The following is a 13,785-nucleotide window of genomic DNA, read 5'->3' as shown; positions in this document are numbered from 1 at the left end:
GTCAGATGAGGAGGAGGCAGGCGTCCCAGTCGCTGGTTGGGAGGGCGCCTTCTTGGATGTTCTGGACTGCGAGGGTCGCGCCGACCGAGCCGTTGAGGAAGCCGGTCTCGGTTGGAGGTTCGGTGGTCAGGAAGCGTTCGCTGAGCTGTGGCAGGTGGTGGGCGAAGGCTCGGGGTTCGTCGGCGTCCTGGGTGACGCGTTGGACGACGCGGAGCAGCCCGCCGAGGCCGTGGCACAGGCCGCGGCTGGTGAGTTGGTCGAGCTGGGTGGGGTCGGCCAGGCAGTAGAGGAGTGCTCGTTCGGCCATGCGTTTGCGGTCGGGGTCGTTCAGGGCGAGGGCGGCGAGCTGTTGGGCGCGGGCCAGGCCGGGGGTGCCGTAGCACCAGGAGGGGGCGGCCAGGTGCGGCGGCACAGGTGTGGTTTCGGTGATCCAGCGTGGCCAGCGGGTGCCTCGGTGGTCGTTCACTCGTATCTGGTCCAGCCAGCGGCAGATCCGCAGCATCGCCGTCTCGTGGCCGGGCACGGTGGTGCCGCGGATTTTGGCGAGTGCGAGGAGGGCGAGCGGGCCGGTGATGCCGTGGGCGAGGCCGGCGTTGGCGTGGCCGTCTGAGGCGGGAGCAGTGAGGTTGACGGGGCTGTGGCTCACCCACCAGCCCAGGCGGGTTCGCCCGTCGGCGGTGTGGAGCGGCTCGGTCAGGCGCACCAGATACTCCAGTACGCCCTTGAGCTCGTTGCCTTTGGGGGCGCGGCGTAGGAGGAGGGCGCCGAGGCCGGTCAGGCCGCGCAGGAGGTCGTACTCGGCAAAGGTGGTCGGCTCGCCGCGGTCGATGCGGGCGTGTGCTGCTGCCAGTCGGCGTTGGATGTGGGCGGCGACGATTCGGTCGAGGGTCTGCAGGGCGCCGGTGTACCGGTTGCTGTCGACGGTGGTCCAGTGCAGCACGTACGCCATCGCGGGCGCGCCGAGGAACAGGCCGGTCTCATTGCCGTCCAAGAGCGGTCCGATGTCGGTGAGTTGCTGATGGGCGGTCTGCCAGGATCCGGTGCCCTGGCGAGCGCGTTCGACGTGGAGCAGTGCGATGCCGAGGGAGCCTCGGGCGAGGGACTGCCGGAGGGTGGCGTCCGTGTCCAGGGCGGGCGGAGCGGTGGTCACCGCAGGGCTCCTTCTTCTCTTGCGGTCCAGGAAAGGGCGGCGGCGCGGGCCAGGCGGCGGCAGATGGCTTCGCTGTCGGGGGCGATGCCGGCGGCCCGGTTGTGGTGCATGTGCAGAAGGGACGGCAGAACCGTGGCGGGGTCGGCACCGTGCGCTTCGAGAGCCTGGCGGTAGGCAGTCAAGGCGGTGCGGCGCAGGGCCCACGTCGTGGCGAGGTGCTCACCGTGGGGCAAGGCTTGCAGGGCCGCGTGGTCGGGACCCGGGGCGGAGAGGTGGACGGCTGCGGAGAGTACGTCGCGGGTGGTGGCTTCGCCGTCGTTCTTCAGGAGGTTCGTCGTAAGCCATGCCCGTCCGTCCGCTGGGGAGCCAAGGAAGGCGTCGGCGATGTCGACGAAGCTGCTGGCGGTGACGGCGGGCCGGAGGCTGTCGGGGATGGGGAGAGCCATCTGTGCGAGGGCGGCGGCGGAGTCTGCGGCGAAGACCTGTTCGGCTGCGGTGAGGGCGGGGCCAGTGCCGTAGCGGCCGGTCTCCGGCTCGTCGGTATCCCACTGGACACGTTGGAGCAGGCCCTCCGTGCGCAGCTCACCTGCCCAGGCGGCGACTTGCTGCGCCACCGCACCGAAGGTGTTCGGGTTCGGGAGGCGGAGTCGCAGCCGGAGGTGGCTGTCAGGGTCGTTGTAGCGGGTGAACCACCACGTCGGTGCGTCGGCGTCCCAGCCGTGGAGAAGGCTCGGGAGGTGCGCGGTCAGCAGTTCGGGTGCCCGGTCGGCGTTGCCGTACAGCTTCAGGTAGGCCCACTCGCCGGCGCCGGGCAGGCGGCTGGAGTCGTGGCGGACGACGGTTGCCGTGCGGTTGATCGGCGCGAGGGAAGGCGGTTGGTCGGAAGCGAAGGACGCGGTGATTTCGTGGGCGTGGCCAACCCAGCCGAACGCCGCCTCGTCGGGCGCTTCGTGCAGGGTCACCGTTCCGTGGCGGTTCAGTTCGGCGCGCAGGAGTTGGCGGTGGGCGCTGATGTCGAGGTCGAGGCGGAGCCGTTGGTCGTTGCCGCCGACGTACACGGTGCGGGGCACGCCGTAGCGGATGCGCCAGTCGGTGAAACGGAACGTCCAGTCGCGACTGTCGCCGGAGAGGTCGTGTGCGTTCAGCCGCCAGCAGGCGGCGGACAGGATGGTGCGGCCGACGCGGACTTCGGGCAGAAACGGCAGCCGGGCCGCCGCGCCCCAGGCGAAGGGGGTGAGGATGGCGGTGTGGGAGCGGTGCAGTTCAGTGACGAAGCGGACGAGGGGGTGGGTGGCGCTGCTGAGTTCCACGGCGTTCATGACCGAGGGCTCGATGAGCTGTCCGGTGGAGAGGGAGAGCAGGTAGAGGCGTCGGGAGTCGGCGACGACGCCGAGGTCGTCCAGGTCGAGGGTGGCGTCCGGGTTGTGCTCGCTGACCGAGAGGACGTGCGGGACGACGGATGGGGCGCGGCCGACGTTGCGGGTCGGGATGCGCAGGGGTGGGCTGGACACCTGCCCGCGTACGGCTCCTGCGGCCAGCGTTGGCAGGGCGGCGTACTCGGCGGTCATCCGCTCGCGGTCCGACTGGTCCAGCATCGTCAGGAAACGGCCCGTCGTGGTGCCGGCCGCGAGGGACAGACCGGCGGTGACCAGTTCGAACCGGCCGTGCTCCAGGTCCTCCAGTGAGGGGGACAGCACGGTGAAGCACAGTTCGACGTGAGCGGGCGCCTGAGTGGGTTCCCCGAGTGACATGGCCTCGATGTCCTCCTCGGTGAGGACGACTTCGCGCCGATCGTTGAGGGCCGCCGACTGGGCGAGGGCGAGGAGGTGGTCGTCGCGGCGGGTCGTGGCCAGCACCGGCCGCTTCAGGACCGTGCCGCGGTAGCCGACGGGGAAGCCGAGGCCGGTGTCCGGGTCGGTGAGGTCGCGCAGGGGGACGATGGCGCCCATGCTGTAGCGCTCCAGGAACCGTGCGCGGTAGTCCTGCCACGCCGGAGAGCCGTTCGGGTACGGCGAGATGCGGGAGACGACCTCCAGGGCACGCTCCGCCTCGCATGTGACCGCTGTCGGCAGGACGATGTCGCAGTCGGGGCGCACATTGACGACCAGGGTGTGGGTGGTGGCGTCGGTGAGGGTGTTCATCCGAGCAGCCGCCTGGACGCGTAGGGCCTGCTGCTCACCCTGGGCAGCGATGTCGTGCAGCGTGAGGAGCTGGTGGATCTTTCGCAGCTCCTCGGCTGTCTCCGCCCCACCTGATGTGGCGGCGGCACCCGTGGCGTCGAGCTGCGCGATGAGATGTCCGAGCGCGTCGTCGCACGTCATGGGGGCGTGGAGGCTCGTCAGCAGGACGCGATGGGCGACGAGGCTGGACACCATGTCCTCGATCACCGCGGTCGGCGTATCCGGGTAGTCGCCGTGGAGTTTGACCACGAGGTCGCCGACCATGATCGGCGTACGGGCCAAGGTCAGCACCGCTTCCACAGCTCGGGTTCGTCGCAACGTGGTGTCGGTGGGGCCATTCGTGCAGGACTGGTGCGGTACTGCCACCCGAGTGCCTCGTACCGTGCAGGTCGGATCTGCCATCGCCGGCAGGCGCCGCAGCACCTCCCGGTTGCCTTCCAGGGCGGTGATGGCGGCGTTCAACCACTCGGCATCGGCCCGGGCGAAAGCACGGTGCTCCTTCCCCCATTTCACCCGAGCGGTGCCGCCGATGCTCACGGGGGCGGGGCCGGCGAACAGCCCGAACGGTGTGGCGCGGTGCTGCATGCGCAGCAGGTAGCGGGCGAGCGAGGCCGCGGTGCGCCGGACGGGGCGCGGCCGTTGCCGCTTTCCGTCGAGGACGTCGCGGATTGCGGCGGCGAGTAGCGGCGCGGCGAACTCGATTGCGGCAGCCCGGGTGTCGTCCGACCAGACCTGGGCGATCCAGTCGCGCCAGCGCTCGACGTCGGCGGGGGTTTCGCCATCCAAGTCGGGCCAAGGAGGAAGCGTCGCGGCCAGCGGGAAGACTGATGTGCGGATCATGCTCGCGTCGAATGCGTGGTACATCGCTGTGCCTCCTTCTTCGTCACGGCGGTGCGCGGGGCCGGGCGGGTCAGGTTCCGCCCGGCCCGCGGTGGGGTCAGCCGCCGATGCAGGTGCTGTTGGTGCAGGCGGACTGGCAGGTGGAGGTGCAGTTGTCGCTGGTGTCGTTCAGCAGTGAGCCTATGACCGGGGCGGAGGCGAGGGTCTCGATGTTGAGGTCGAAGTCCGACCCGGTGTTGGTGCTGTAGTCGGTCGCGGCCTTCAGCGTTGTCGTGGGGTTCTGCTGTGCCATCACGTACTCCTCACGGGAAAAGGCGGGTGGGATGTGCTGTGCCGGCCTGACCGTGGCGCCGCCGACGGCGTCACGGCCAGGTGATCGTGACCCGCGTGTGGGGCCGGTCGACGAGACGGCCCGCGGGAAGCCGGTCGTCCGGCGTACCTGCCGGGTGGACCTCGATGTACGCACGGTGGGCCCGGTGGTCGCTGTGCCAGACCTGGATCCCCTCCGCCAGGCGGTCCGCGACCTTCTGTCCCTGCGGCCCGTGGCCGATCGCCCCGAGCTCGTACCGGTCGGGTTCGTCGGTGGGGCGCGCGGTGCGGTAGGCGAAGCTGTCACCGTCCACCAGCGTGGGGACGCCGATCGGCGACGCGGAGGCGACCAGACCACGCTTCCGTGCGCCGACCTTGGCAGCCATCAAGGGGAGATTGTCGAGGGCGGTCGTCAGCCACAGGTCCAGGTGCTCGACGGACTCGTCGCCGGCCACGGTGACGCCCGACCACGCCTCGACACGGGGCATGCCCAGAGCCACACGCAGGGCCTCGGCGTCTGGCTCGGGATGGCCGTCCAGGCGGAGGGCGATCTCCTCCCCTTCCACGTCGTGGAGCAATACCAGGCGCACGCGGTTCTCCCCGACGCCCTGCATCGGCACGAACCCGCACAGCTCGAACCCGTCACTGACGAGCCGCTCCCTGTCGCGGACGAACGCCACCGTGCGGGTCATGCCACGCATCCGCAGCGGCACCACGAGCCGACCACCCTCCTTCAGCTGGTGGACCCAGGCGGGCGGGATGTCGGCGGCCTGCACGGTGACGACGATGCGGTCGTACGGCGCGTGGCCGGGCACGCCGTGCTCGCCGTCGGCTGTGATCACCGTGACGATCCGGTCGTAGTCGGTCGCCTTGAGGAAGTCCTTCGCACGCTGGGTGACGTCGTGGTCGATGTCCATCGTGACGACGTGGCCCCGCTCGCCCACCATCTCGGCGAGGTAGGCCGCGTTCACCCCACCGGAGCCGATCTCCAGGACGTTCATCCCCGGCTGGATGTCCGCCTGCTCGATCTGCATGGCCTGGATGCGCGGGGCGGACACCGAGCTGATGTTCACGCCCGTCGCATCCGTCTTCGTGACCGGGGCGAACTCGGCCTCGTAGGTCTTGGCCATGTCCACTTCGGGGGTGGCCAGGTGCCGGGGTACCGAACGGAACGCGGCCACGACGCGGCCACTGCGCGCGGCCCCCAGTTCGATCAGCCGCTCCACCATGGCACCACGCATCTGCTGTTCGGATGCGGGGGCGTTGTGCTTCTCGGACGTTGGGGCGGGAGTGTCATTCACAAGCATTCTCCTTCTCGGCACTACGTCGTCTTCTTGAACTGGGCCAGCCTGTCCGCGGTGTTGTCGGCCAGGTCAGCGGCGAGTTCGCGCACGTCAAGGGGAAGGCCCTCGTCCTTACTGGCATTGATTCCGGCGCCGACGGCGCCGATCAGGTCGAACAACGTGTCGTCGTCTGGTTCCTCGGTTGCCAAGGCGGCTCTCTCTTCTTGTGGCGGTGCGACCCGCTCCCGCTGTGACCTGTCCTTCTGAGGTCGGGGATACCTCCAGCTCGAACAGCGGGAGCGGGGTTGAAGGCCCGCCCAGGACGCGGCCGTTCTCCTACGCGACGTGGGCGGGCGGTCTGTTGAGTGGCGCTTTGGTGGGCCACTGGCCGAGGGGAGTGGGCTGTCCGGGAGCCGGGGCATTCCGCAGGCGGGCGGCGCGCTCGCTCATCGTCCAGTGGAGCTGTTCGAGCCTGAAGACGCATCGCTGGCAGGCGCAGAGGGGAAAAGCCGTGCCTGCCATCGCGATCTCGCCGACCTCGGCCACGGGGACGTTCGTCTGCTCGCACCTGAAGCAGTTGCCGGTCGCCAGTCGAAACGGCTCCACAACTCTCCTGGCCTCACTCCCATGGCGGGCCTCCTCCCGGGAGATGGGGCATCGGGTTACCGCCGACGAGGGGCAGAAAGGCGACGGGGCGCGCATGCCACACGAAGGAGCACGACCCCGCTGCGAGCGGCAGCGTGAAATCCACACCTTGTTGAAGAGCTGAGACGGCGTCCCGCCAGCTCTGGGCACGTCGGTCCACGAGAAGGTCGATGAAGGCCGGCTCGGCGGCCGAGGCGATGACGCGGACTTGAATGCGTGCCCATCGGACAGCCGAAGCGGCGGTCGGCTGTGCAGCACAGCTGATGCGCCGCCCATCCGTATGACGCCACTCGCACCAGAACCCGGACTCAGGCCCGCAGACGGCGCGTGCCGGCGTGGGAGAGACATGAAGGAGCACGGGGTGATCAGGGCGCATGGCCGCCTGCCTCCGGGCAGACCCACAGCAGTCGGCGGGTGAGACTGGCGACGTCGCGCATGTAGAAGAAGGCGCTGAAGGCCGGTGTCTCCTTCGTAGGACGCTCTGACAGATCCAGCAGCTTGTTCGCCCGTCTGACCAGATGCCTGATGTCGGGGTCCTCGTCCGCGCCCAGGTCCATGCCGAGAAGCCGGTTCAGCTGCTCGATGACGGCCGTGGTCCTGATGTCGATGCTTTCTCGGGTGGAGGTGCCCAGCTTCATCCTCAGGGCGGCGTCGGTGCTGTCCGCGATCAGCTCCGTGTCGATGGGCTGGTTGTCGACGGCTGGAGCCTTGCGTCTGTCCGTCACGGTGGTCACCACGCATCTCCCCTCGGTACCGCAACGTGCGGCGGCTGCCTCGGTTGCTCGGGTTCGGAGACGAACGTAGAGCGGCCGTCACCCAAGTCCCAAGCAGATTGCGCGAGTTTGCAGCAATCCGATTGACGGCCCACAACAGCCCATCGACCATCGTCATGTCGCGCAATCCCAAGCAAGGCAGCAGACAGGAGAACCACCATGAAGCTACGGTTCCTTGGTAAGAACTCCACGGTCGGCGACTGCCCGACCCTGTACGCCACAGACCGGGACACCTACCTCGTCCAGGGCTGGAAGATCTTCGCGAACGACCTGCTGATGCAGCTTGAGATCCCGGAGGGGGAGACAGCGGTGGAGGTGCCCACAGAGCTGTTCGAGCACCTCACAAAGGACGGCCTGGCGGTCGGGGAGATCAGGCGTGTCGAGGATCCGATCATGATCCTGACGCCGAGCGGTACGTTCGTCGTCCAGGGCCGCGAGGTGACCGACCCCGAAGCGCTGGCCCAGATGGAGATTCCGGACTACGAGACCGTGGTCGAGGTCCCCAAGGCCGCGATCACCGCCCTACTGGAGGAACCGCGTGGAGCTGATCTCCAGCGCCGAGCGCAACCAGCTCTTTGAGAGCTTCGCGCAGGACGCATTCCATCTGGAGCTGAGGGACGACTACTCCGTCCCCGACGAGGACAGCCCGTTCACGAGCTGGCTCCGCGGCGAGACCGTCGACTACTCCTACATGGAACCCTGGACGCGACTCATCAGGCGTGTCACGGGTGAAGGGAAAACCGTCCGACGCGTCCGAGTGGTCACAGAGCCGCACACCCCCTACATCCAGTGGGAGCACGCCACCACCGCCCTGAACGAGGAGGCCGGCGAGGAGATCCGCTGGCTGCCCCGGCACCGCCTGCCGGAGAACATCACCTTCCCCGTGGGAGGCAACGACTGGTGGCTGTACGACGACCGCCTGCTCGCCGTGGGCCACTTCGCACCCGACGGCAGGGTGCTCGGATCGGAACTGATCGAGGACCCGAACACCGTGGCTGAGTGCGTACGCCTACGGGACCTGCTGTGGTCCGCCGCCACCCCGCACCCCGAGTACAAGCCCTGACCGACCAGTGAGCACCCAAGTACAAGAGGCACTGCAAGCGCTCGGTGCCCGGCTGCGCGGCTTCCGCAAGGACGCCGGATTCGCCAGCGGCCGGGCATTCGCGCGCGCCACCACGTGGCAGGAGTCGAAGGTCTCCCGCATCGAGAACGGCAAGCAGCGCCCCAGCGAGGACGACATCCGAGTCTGGTGCGAGACGACAGGGCAGGGCGACCAACTCGGCGACCTGGTCGCGATCGTCCGCCACGTCGACGAACTGTGGCTCGAATGGCGCCGACAACTCCAGACCGGCGTCGAGAAACGACAGCGCCAAGCCATCCCGGTGTACGCCAAGACCAAGCTCTTCCGCATCTGGCACCCCACACTCATCTGGGGAACCCTCCAGACCGCGGACTACGCCGCCGAGGTCTTCCAACAGGGCGTCAGCTACTACGAGATACCCAACGACACCGAAGCGGCCGTGGCCAAGCGCCTCGAACGCCAGCAGTACCTGTACCAGGGCGAGCGCATCTTCAACGTCCTCCTCGGCGAACAGGCCCTCTACACCAACTTCGGCGGCCCAGAAGTGATGAAGGGCCAGCTCGACCGCCTCCTGGCGGTGATGCGCCTTCCCCGCCTCAGCCTGGGCATCGTCCCCAAGTCCGCCCCGACCCTCATCTGGCCGGGCAACGCGTTCTCGATGTTCGACAGCCGACTCGTCCTCGTCGAGACTTACTCGGCGGAGTTCTCCGTCTCCCAGCCCCGCGAAATCGAGCTGTACACCAAGGCGTTCGCCCTCCTGAAGCAGTCAGCGGTCTATGGCACCGCCGTCCGAGACCTCATCTCCACGGCGATCCAGCACTACGACCAAATCCCGAACGACTAGGAGAGCGCACCGTGCAGCCGATGACCCCGAACTGGCGAACCAGCTCCTACACGGAAACGCAGAACTGCATCGAAGTAGCAGACAACGACCTGACCACGGTGATGGTTCGGGACACCAAGGCACGCGGCCGGGGAACGATCGAAGTCCAACGGGCCACGTGGACGGCTTTCGTGGAGCACACCAGGCGGAGACAGCACTGATGGCGTTCGCGTAGGGCCCTGTGAACGGTGCCGACGAGGAGAAGTGGAGCCAGCTGCTCACCTTCACCGTCGGCGGACGCAGCAGCGTGGTCAAGCAGACAGCCGTCCGTACCGGGACGGTGGTCGTGGTGGTCTCTGGCAGCGTGGCCCTGCTAGACGTCCAGGTGGCGAAGGCCGTCGACAAGGCTCATGGCGCGGGCTTGCCTGTTTTTTGGGCTATCGCATGCAGCTGCCCCACATTGCCGGGGCTGGCCCCACGGGCAAACGGTGAGCGCATGAGCACCGCCGCCACGGAAGTGCGTCGGACATCGCTGATCGTTCTGCTGTCGCACGACAGCTGAACGATCCTCCTTGAGCGGCTGCCCGGTAGGACCGCCTGGCGCCCGCTGAGTATCGACGGGCCGTCACACCGCACGTACGCGCGCGTCCTTCATCGCTCGCGCCGCCGGGCATGCGCCACAGAGCCCGCCAACCGCAGTACTTGCCCGCTCCCGCGCCACGTCCCGGCGGTAAGTGGCAGACCGACAGCGCCTACCTCCGGTGCCGTCAGCGGCCTCGGACCTGTTTGGCCACCCCAGTGGTGTTGTACCGGTACCGGGCCATCTCTTCGGTCACTCCGTAGTGCTCGGCGATCTGCGCCGGCCCCCACTGGCGGCGGACTGCGCCGAGCAGCAGGGGGCGGGGAAGCATGAGTGTTCCGCCAAAGGCAGTGGCTTGTTCTTCCTCGTCGGGGCGGCAGGTCCTGAAAGGCATGCCATTGACTTCGCGGATCTCGGTGAGGTCGTGCTTCAGGACGAGGTGGGAGAGCTCGTGGGCCACGTCGCTGGCCCTGCGACCCGGGGTTCGGAGCGGGTTGGTGACGACGACGTTCCTGCCGGAGACCTGGAAGGTCGCGGCGGAGAAAGCGTACGCCTGGACCCGTTCGAGTTCTTCGAGGCGGGTGTGGCTGACGAGCTTCTCGGCGCTGACGATCTTGACCTTGAGGTGGGCGGCGAGGTCGTCGACGTTCAGGGCGTCGGTGTCGCTGAGGTCGAGTTCGCGGCGCAGTCGGAGTGCTTCTCGTTCGGCGTTGGCCTTGAAGCCTCGGGGGAGGGTCACAGTTCGCCTGCTTCGACGAGTCGTTCGAGTTCGGTGTTCATGTCGGTGAGCAGGTCGGCGAGCCGCTGGGGGACGCCAGGGCGCAGCACCGAGGCAGCCCGGAGGTGGCAGGCAAGGGCGGGTACGGCGGGGACCGCCTCCTTCGCGAGGGCGTCGTAGAGGTCGCGCAGAACAGAGCTGATCTTGTTCGCCGCGTCGTCGGTGAGCCGAGGGTCTGCGTGGAGGTGGGTGATGGCCTGGTCGAGGGGCGACACCTGGCGGGTGGCGGTCGGGGTGAAGAAGCGGCTCGGGGAGACGCCGAGCCAGGCGCAGAGGCGAGTGAAGGTGGCGAGGTCAGGCTGAGCGCCGGCTTCGACCCGGGTGAGCGTGCTGAAGCTGACGCCCGCTTCGGCGGCGGCCTGCCGGAGGGAAAGGGGGCCGCGGTGTTCCTTCAGCAGGCGTCCGAGTTCGGCGATGTCGAACTGCTCGACAGCGTCCGGTCCGGTCATTTCGGGGTCCGGGAGGGGGAGCTGGCTCCGGTCGGGGCTCATACGGGCAGCGTAGCGCGCAGCGATGCGGCGTTGAAGCTTGACTGCATCGGGGAGAGATGATCACACTGGACTCACTGACGCTTTGCTGAATCAGCAGAGTGCCCCTGTGTCACCCGAACGCTTTAGGAGATCGGTATGCCCCAGCCCCACGAGATCAAGATCACGGTGACCTCCGCCCTCGCCGAGCACCCGTACCAGCACGACTACGACCCGCAGGTAACCGCCACGAGCGTTCTGTCCGACAGCCTCACCGCCTTCGGCTTCACGAGCGACGGCACCACCCGCTACTACCTGTTCCACGACGGGCACGAGGTCCCGCCCGAGGCAACGGTGGGCGAGCTGGCCGGGCACGCCAAGGCCCTGCACCTGAAGCTGCGCACCGAGACCACCAACGGCTAGAGCCGGGGAGTCAGTCGTGGATCTCGAGAGCCGTCTGCGGCTGGCGGGCGACATCCCGGCGGTCGAGGAGTTCCTCTCCTCGGCCGCCGGCCGCCTCCACCACCGCAAGCAGGACACCGACGGCCTGTTTTGGGCCGAGATGCAACCGAACAACGGTGAGCGCGCAGCGTTCATCGCCCGGATCGAGTGGACGGTCTACCCGGACCGGCCGCCCTCCCTAGTCTTCGTCGAGTCGATCGGCGCATCCGGAGTCGGAGCGCCCAGTGCCTGGCCGGGAGCGAATGGCTACCGCTACGGCTCCAACGACGTGTGCAAGCCGTTCACCGCCGAAGGTCAGAGGCTCCACGCCGAGTGGAGCAGCGGGCCGCACTCCTGGAGGAGCACCGGCAATCCCTTCCTGTACGTGGTGGAGAACGTGCAAGACGACATCGATCGCGTTGACGGGAGGCGTGCCGGATGACCACCGCCACGAGAAGGCTGATGCTGCCGGCAGGCGCGGCCGACCCGGTACTCCAGGAGATTCGGCGCCACGGGCTGGCCGACCAGGAGACCGGCGCGCTGCTGCTCACCGGGCAGTCGGACATGCATGTGCTGGTCATGGCGGTGGCCGGGACGGCGGGGATCGTGCGGGGTCCGGGTCTGTTCACGGTGAGCGCGGTCGCGTACGACCGGCTGTTCACCTTCGCCGAGGAACGGTTCTACCGAGTGCGGGCGATGATCCACTCGCACCCCGAGGAGGCTTTCCTGTCGCGGACCGACCGCGCGTACTCGTTGCGGGTGCCAGGGTTCGTTAGCGCTGTCGTCCCGACCTACGCGGCGCCGCCCACCGACCCGGCGTCGTGGGGGTGGTGGCGTTTCGAGCAGGACTGGGTGCCCTGCACCGCTCCGGTTGTCGACCCGGCGCTGCCCCCGGTGCGAACGGTTATGTTCGACGAGGAGGGCGTCCGTGAGTACTGACTACAGCCGCAGCGTACGCCTGGGCGGCCTGGCCGCCGGCGTGGAAGAGAGCACCCTGCGGGAGCGGATGGACGGCATCTCGATCCACCTGACCGCGGACGGGCACCTGCCCGCGGCCGCCGAGACTCTCGAAGTACTGGTGGCGGACCTTCGCCGGTGGCCGGTCCGGCTGAGTCTGGACCCCGGCCGCGGACCGGCACGGCTCGACGACGAACTCATCCGCAGGCTGGTGGAAACGGCGGCCGGGATCGATCCGGACCGGCCTCTTCGCATCGGTGAGGCCCAGGGCAAGGCGTCGCTGCATCTCCACGTGGGAACAGCACCACCGCTGGGGACTGCGGTGGCCGGTACGCCGGACGGGCACGGGGTCCGTCTGCGGCACACCGGTCATCCTTTCCCCCGGCTCAACGCGCCCGGCACCGGGCTGGGCGCGGTCCTCACTGCGGCGATGCTGGCCGGCGAGGCGTTCAAGGTTGTTGCCGGGCTGCCGGAGGGGAAGTTTCAGGTGATCCCGGTGGTGGACTTCTGCCCCGTCCTCCCCGGTGAGCAGCCCGGGATCGTCGTCGCCCCGCTGCCTGCGCTGGAGCGGGTGCTGCTGGGCGGGGGCGGTGCGATCGGTACCGGCATCGCCCTGGTCTTGGACCTGCTGCAGGTTTCCGGCGAGTTGACGGTGGTGGACAGGGAGGTCTTCGAGAAACCGAACGTCACCTCGTACAGCATCGGTACCCTGGCCGACGCGGCTGCTGGCCTGCCGAAGGTGGGGTTGATCGACGCACGCCTACGGCGGATCGAGGTGACCCCGTTCCACGGGACGATCCAGGCTTCCATCGAGGCCGTCGATGCGGGCACCCTGCCGTGGCCCCGGATCGTCCTCGGCGGGCTGGACAGCGTCGAGGCCCGGCACGACCTGCAGCGGCTGCAGGTGGATCTCATCCTGGACGGGAGCACTGGCGGCCCGGTCGGCACCACTGTCGCCCTGCACGAGGCACTGCCCACCGGCCCCTGTCTGCGCTGCTACTTCAAGGCCAACCACACCGGGAAGAGCGCGGAGCAACGACTGCATGAACTGACCGGGCTCCCGCTATCCCGAATCGCCCGCGGGCAGGAGCCGCTGACCGAACGGGACCTGGAAAGCCTGGACAATCAACAGCGGGAGCTCGTCGGGCAGTTCCTCGGACGGCCGGTGTGCGGGCTGGTCAACTCGGCTGAGCTGACCGGTGGAACGGAGGACGGGTTCCGTCCTTCGGCCGCGTTCGTGGCCCAGCAGGCCGCCTGCCTGGTCGTCGGTGCCTGGATCGCACGGAGCACGGGCCTGGTCAGCGGGCCTCCACGACGCATCGAGTACGACACCCGCTTCGGCCCCCGGCCCGACCAGATGATCGACCACCGACTTCCCACCCCCGGGTGCGTGTGCCAGAAGGACGCTGCTCTCATCAGCCTCATCCGAGAAGCCCGACGCACCCGCCGTTGACGCGCGGCTGGAGGTGGCAGCAAGG

At 68.6% G+C, this 13,785-nt stretch carries 17 protein-coding genes; 9 read left to right on the top strand and 8 right to left on the bottom strand.

What is annotated here, in order from left to right; genetic code table 11:
* Position 1 precedes the first annotated feature (1 nt).
* The 6 genes from JIX56_RS21505 to JIX56_RS21480 form a co-directional block, all read right to left on the bottom strand.
* Positions 2-1,150: a lanthionine synthetase C family protein gene (locus tag JIX56_RS21505; protein WP_257542835.1), complete on the bottom strand. Its 1,149-nt coding sequence runs from the start codon at positions 1,148-1,150 to the stop codon at positions 2-4.
* Complete coding sequence (locus JIX56_RS21500; protein ID WP_257542834.1) at positions 1,147-4,194, bottom strand: lantibiotic dehydratase; 3,048 nt, start codon at positions 4,192-4,194, stop codon at positions 1,147-1,149. Before JIX56_RS21500 ends, JIX56_RS21505 begins: the two co-directional genes overlap by 4 nt.
* 73 nt (positions 4,195-4,267) lie before the next feature.
* Entirely contained in the window at positions 4,268-4,462 is a 195-nt protein-coding gene (locus JIX56_RS21495) for an FxLD family lanthipeptide (RefSeq protein WP_220647796.1), read from the bottom strand.
* A gap of 70 nt (positions 4,463-4,532) precedes the next feature.
* A complete protein-coding gene (gene fxlM / locus JIX56_RS21490; protein ID WP_257542833.1) occupies positions 4,533-5,780 on the bottom strand; it encodes a methyltransferase, FxLD system in 1,248 nt (415 codons plus the stop codon).
* A gap of 20 nt (positions 5,781-5,800) precedes the next feature.
* Positions 5,801-5,971 (bottom strand): hypothetical protein, encoded by a 171-nt coding sequence (locus JIX56_RS21485; RefSeq protein WP_172638966.1) that lies wholly within the window; start codon positions 5,969-5,971, stop codon positions 5,801-5,803.
* Between the two features lie 801 nt (positions 5,972-6,772).
* Positions 6,773-7,141 (bottom strand): hypothetical protein, encoded by a 369-nt coding sequence (locus JIX56_RS21480; protein ID WP_257542832.1) that lies wholly within the window; start codon positions 7,139-7,141, stop codon positions 6,773-6,775.
* A 198-nt stretch (positions 7,142-7,339) separates the two neighbouring features.
* Between JIX56_RS21480 and JIX56_RS21475 the strand changes: the two genes are divergently transcribed.
* Genes JIX56_RS21475 through JIX56_RS21455 form a run of 5 tightly spaced genes read left to right on the top strand, consistent with a single transcriptional unit; the run spans position 7,340 to position 9,646 of the window.
* Positions 7,340-7,759 carry a hypothetical protein gene (locus JIX56_RS21475; RefSeq protein WP_257542831.1) on the top strand — a complete coding sequence of 140 codons (420 nt, stop codon included), beginning with the start codon at positions 7,340-7,342 and terminating at the stop codon, positions 7,757-7,759.
* A complete protein-coding gene (locus tag JIX56_RS21470; RefSeq protein WP_257542830.1) occupies positions 7,719-8,243 on the top strand; it encodes a DUF6879 family protein in 525 nt (174 codons plus the stop codon). The genes JIX56_RS21475 and JIX56_RS21470 overlap by 41 nt, the downstream gene beginning before the upstream one ends.
* Positions 8,244-8,250: 7 nt before the next feature.
* The gene (locus tag JIX56_RS21465; protein WP_257542829.1) at positions 8,251-9,105 is read left to right on the top strand and encodes a helix-turn-helix domain-containing protein; all 855 of its coding nucleotides are present in this window, start codon (positions 8,251-8,253) and stop codon (positions 9,103-9,105) included.
* Positions 9,106-9,125: 20 nt separating this feature from the next.
* Positions 9,126-9,305, top strand: a complete 180-nt coding sequence (locus tag JIX56_RS21460) for a DUF397 domain-containing protein (protein WP_257551006.1) — start codon at positions 9,126-9,128, stop codon at positions 9,303-9,305.
* 20 nt (positions 9,306-9,325) lie between these two features.
* A complete protein-coding gene (locus JIX56_RS21455) occupies positions 9,326-9,646 on the top strand; it encodes a hypothetical protein (protein WP_257542828.1) in 321 nt (106 codons plus the stop codon).
* Positions 9,647-9,851: 205 nt separating this feature from the next.
* On the opposite strand, the gene JIX56_RS21450 is transcribed toward JIX56_RS21455, so the two are convergent.
* Together JIX56_RS21450 and JIX56_RS21445 are read right to left on the bottom strand one after the other, a co-directional pair.
* Positions 9,852-10,403 (bottom strand): ImmA/IrrE family metallo-endopeptidase, encoded by a 552-nt coding sequence (locus JIX56_RS21450; protein ID WP_257542827.1) that lies wholly within the window; start codon positions 10,401-10,403, stop codon positions 9,852-9,854.
* Positions 10,400-10,933, bottom strand: a complete 534-nt coding sequence (locus JIX56_RS21445) for a helix-turn-helix domain-containing protein (RefSeq protein ID WP_218780775.1) — start codon at positions 10,931-10,933, stop codon at positions 10,400-10,402. Before JIX56_RS21445 ends, JIX56_RS21450 begins: the two co-directional genes overlap by 4 nt.
* Positions 10,934-11,068: 135 nt before the next feature.
* Here JIX56_RS21445 and JIX56_RS21440 point away from each other — a divergent pair, with 135 nt between their 5' ends.
* From JIX56_RS21440 to JIX56_RS21425, 4 genes are read left to right on the top strand one after another with little or no spacing between them, the layout of a single operon-like run.
* The gene (locus JIX56_RS21440; RefSeq protein ID WP_257542826.1) at positions 11,069-11,332 is read left to right on the top strand and encodes a hypothetical protein; all 264 of its coding nucleotides are present in this window, start codon (positions 11,069-11,071) and stop codon (positions 11,330-11,332) included.
* A gap of 16 nt (positions 11,333-11,348) precedes the next feature.
* Complete coding sequence (locus JIX56_RS21435; protein ID WP_257542825.1) at positions 11,349-11,792, top strand: hypothetical protein; 444 nt, start codon at positions 11,349-11,351, stop codon at positions 11,790-11,792.
* Positions 11,789-12,289 (top strand): Mov34/MPN/PAD-1 family protein, encoded by a 501-nt coding sequence (locus tag JIX56_RS21430; protein WP_257542824.1) that lies wholly within the window; start codon positions 11,789-11,791, stop codon positions 12,287-12,289. The genes JIX56_RS21435 and JIX56_RS21430 overlap by 4 nt, the downstream gene beginning before the upstream one ends.
* Positions 12,279-13,760 (top strand): ThiF family adenylyltransferase, encoded by a 1,482-nt coding sequence (locus JIX56_RS21425; RefSeq protein ID WP_257542823.1) that lies wholly within the window; start codon positions 12,279-12,281, stop codon positions 13,758-13,760. The genes JIX56_RS21430 and JIX56_RS21425 overlap by 11 nt, the downstream gene beginning before the upstream one ends.
* Positions 13,761-13,785 lie beyond the last annotated feature (25 nt).

The sequence above is a fragment of the Streptomyces sp. CA-210063 genome, assembly GCF_024612015.1.
Taxonomy (GTDB): Bacteria; Actinomycetota; Actinomycetes; order Streptomycetales; family Streptomycetaceae; genus Streptomyces.
The sequence above is the reverse complement of the archived record's forward strand: the minus strand, read 5'-3'. Positions and strand labels throughout refer to the sequence as shown.

Excerpts from the sequence above, each read along its gene's own strand:
- JIX56_RS21500 (WP_257542834.1), bottom strand. The coding sequence starts at position 4,194 with ATGTACCACGCATTCGACGCGAGCATGATCCGCACATCAGTCTTCCCG.
- JIX56_RS21495 (WP_220647796.1), bottom strand. The coding sequence starts at position 4,462 with ATGGCACAGCAGAACCCCACGACAACGCTGAAGGCCGCGACCGACTAC.
- JIX56_RS21475 (WP_257542831.1), top strand. The coding sequence starts at position 7,340 with ATGAAGCTACGGTTCCTTGGTAAGAACTCCACGGTCGGCGACTGCCCG.
- JIX56_RS21460 (WP_257551006.1), top strand. The coding sequence starts at position 9,126 with ATGACCCCGAACTGGCGAACCAGCTCCTACACGGAAACGCAGAACTGC.
- JIX56_RS21445 (WP_218780775.1), bottom strand. The coding sequence starts at position 10,933 with ATGAGCCCCGACCGGAGCCAGCTCCCCCTCCCGGACCCCGAAATGACC.
- JIX56_RS21440 (WP_257542826.1), top strand. The coding sequence starts at position 11,069 with ATGCCCCAGCCCCACGAGATCAAGATCACGGTGACCTCCGCCCTCGCC.
- JIX56_RS21430 (WP_257542824.1), top strand. The coding sequence starts at position 11,789 with ATGACCACCGCCACGAGAAGGCTGATGCTGCCGGCAGGCGCGGCCGAC.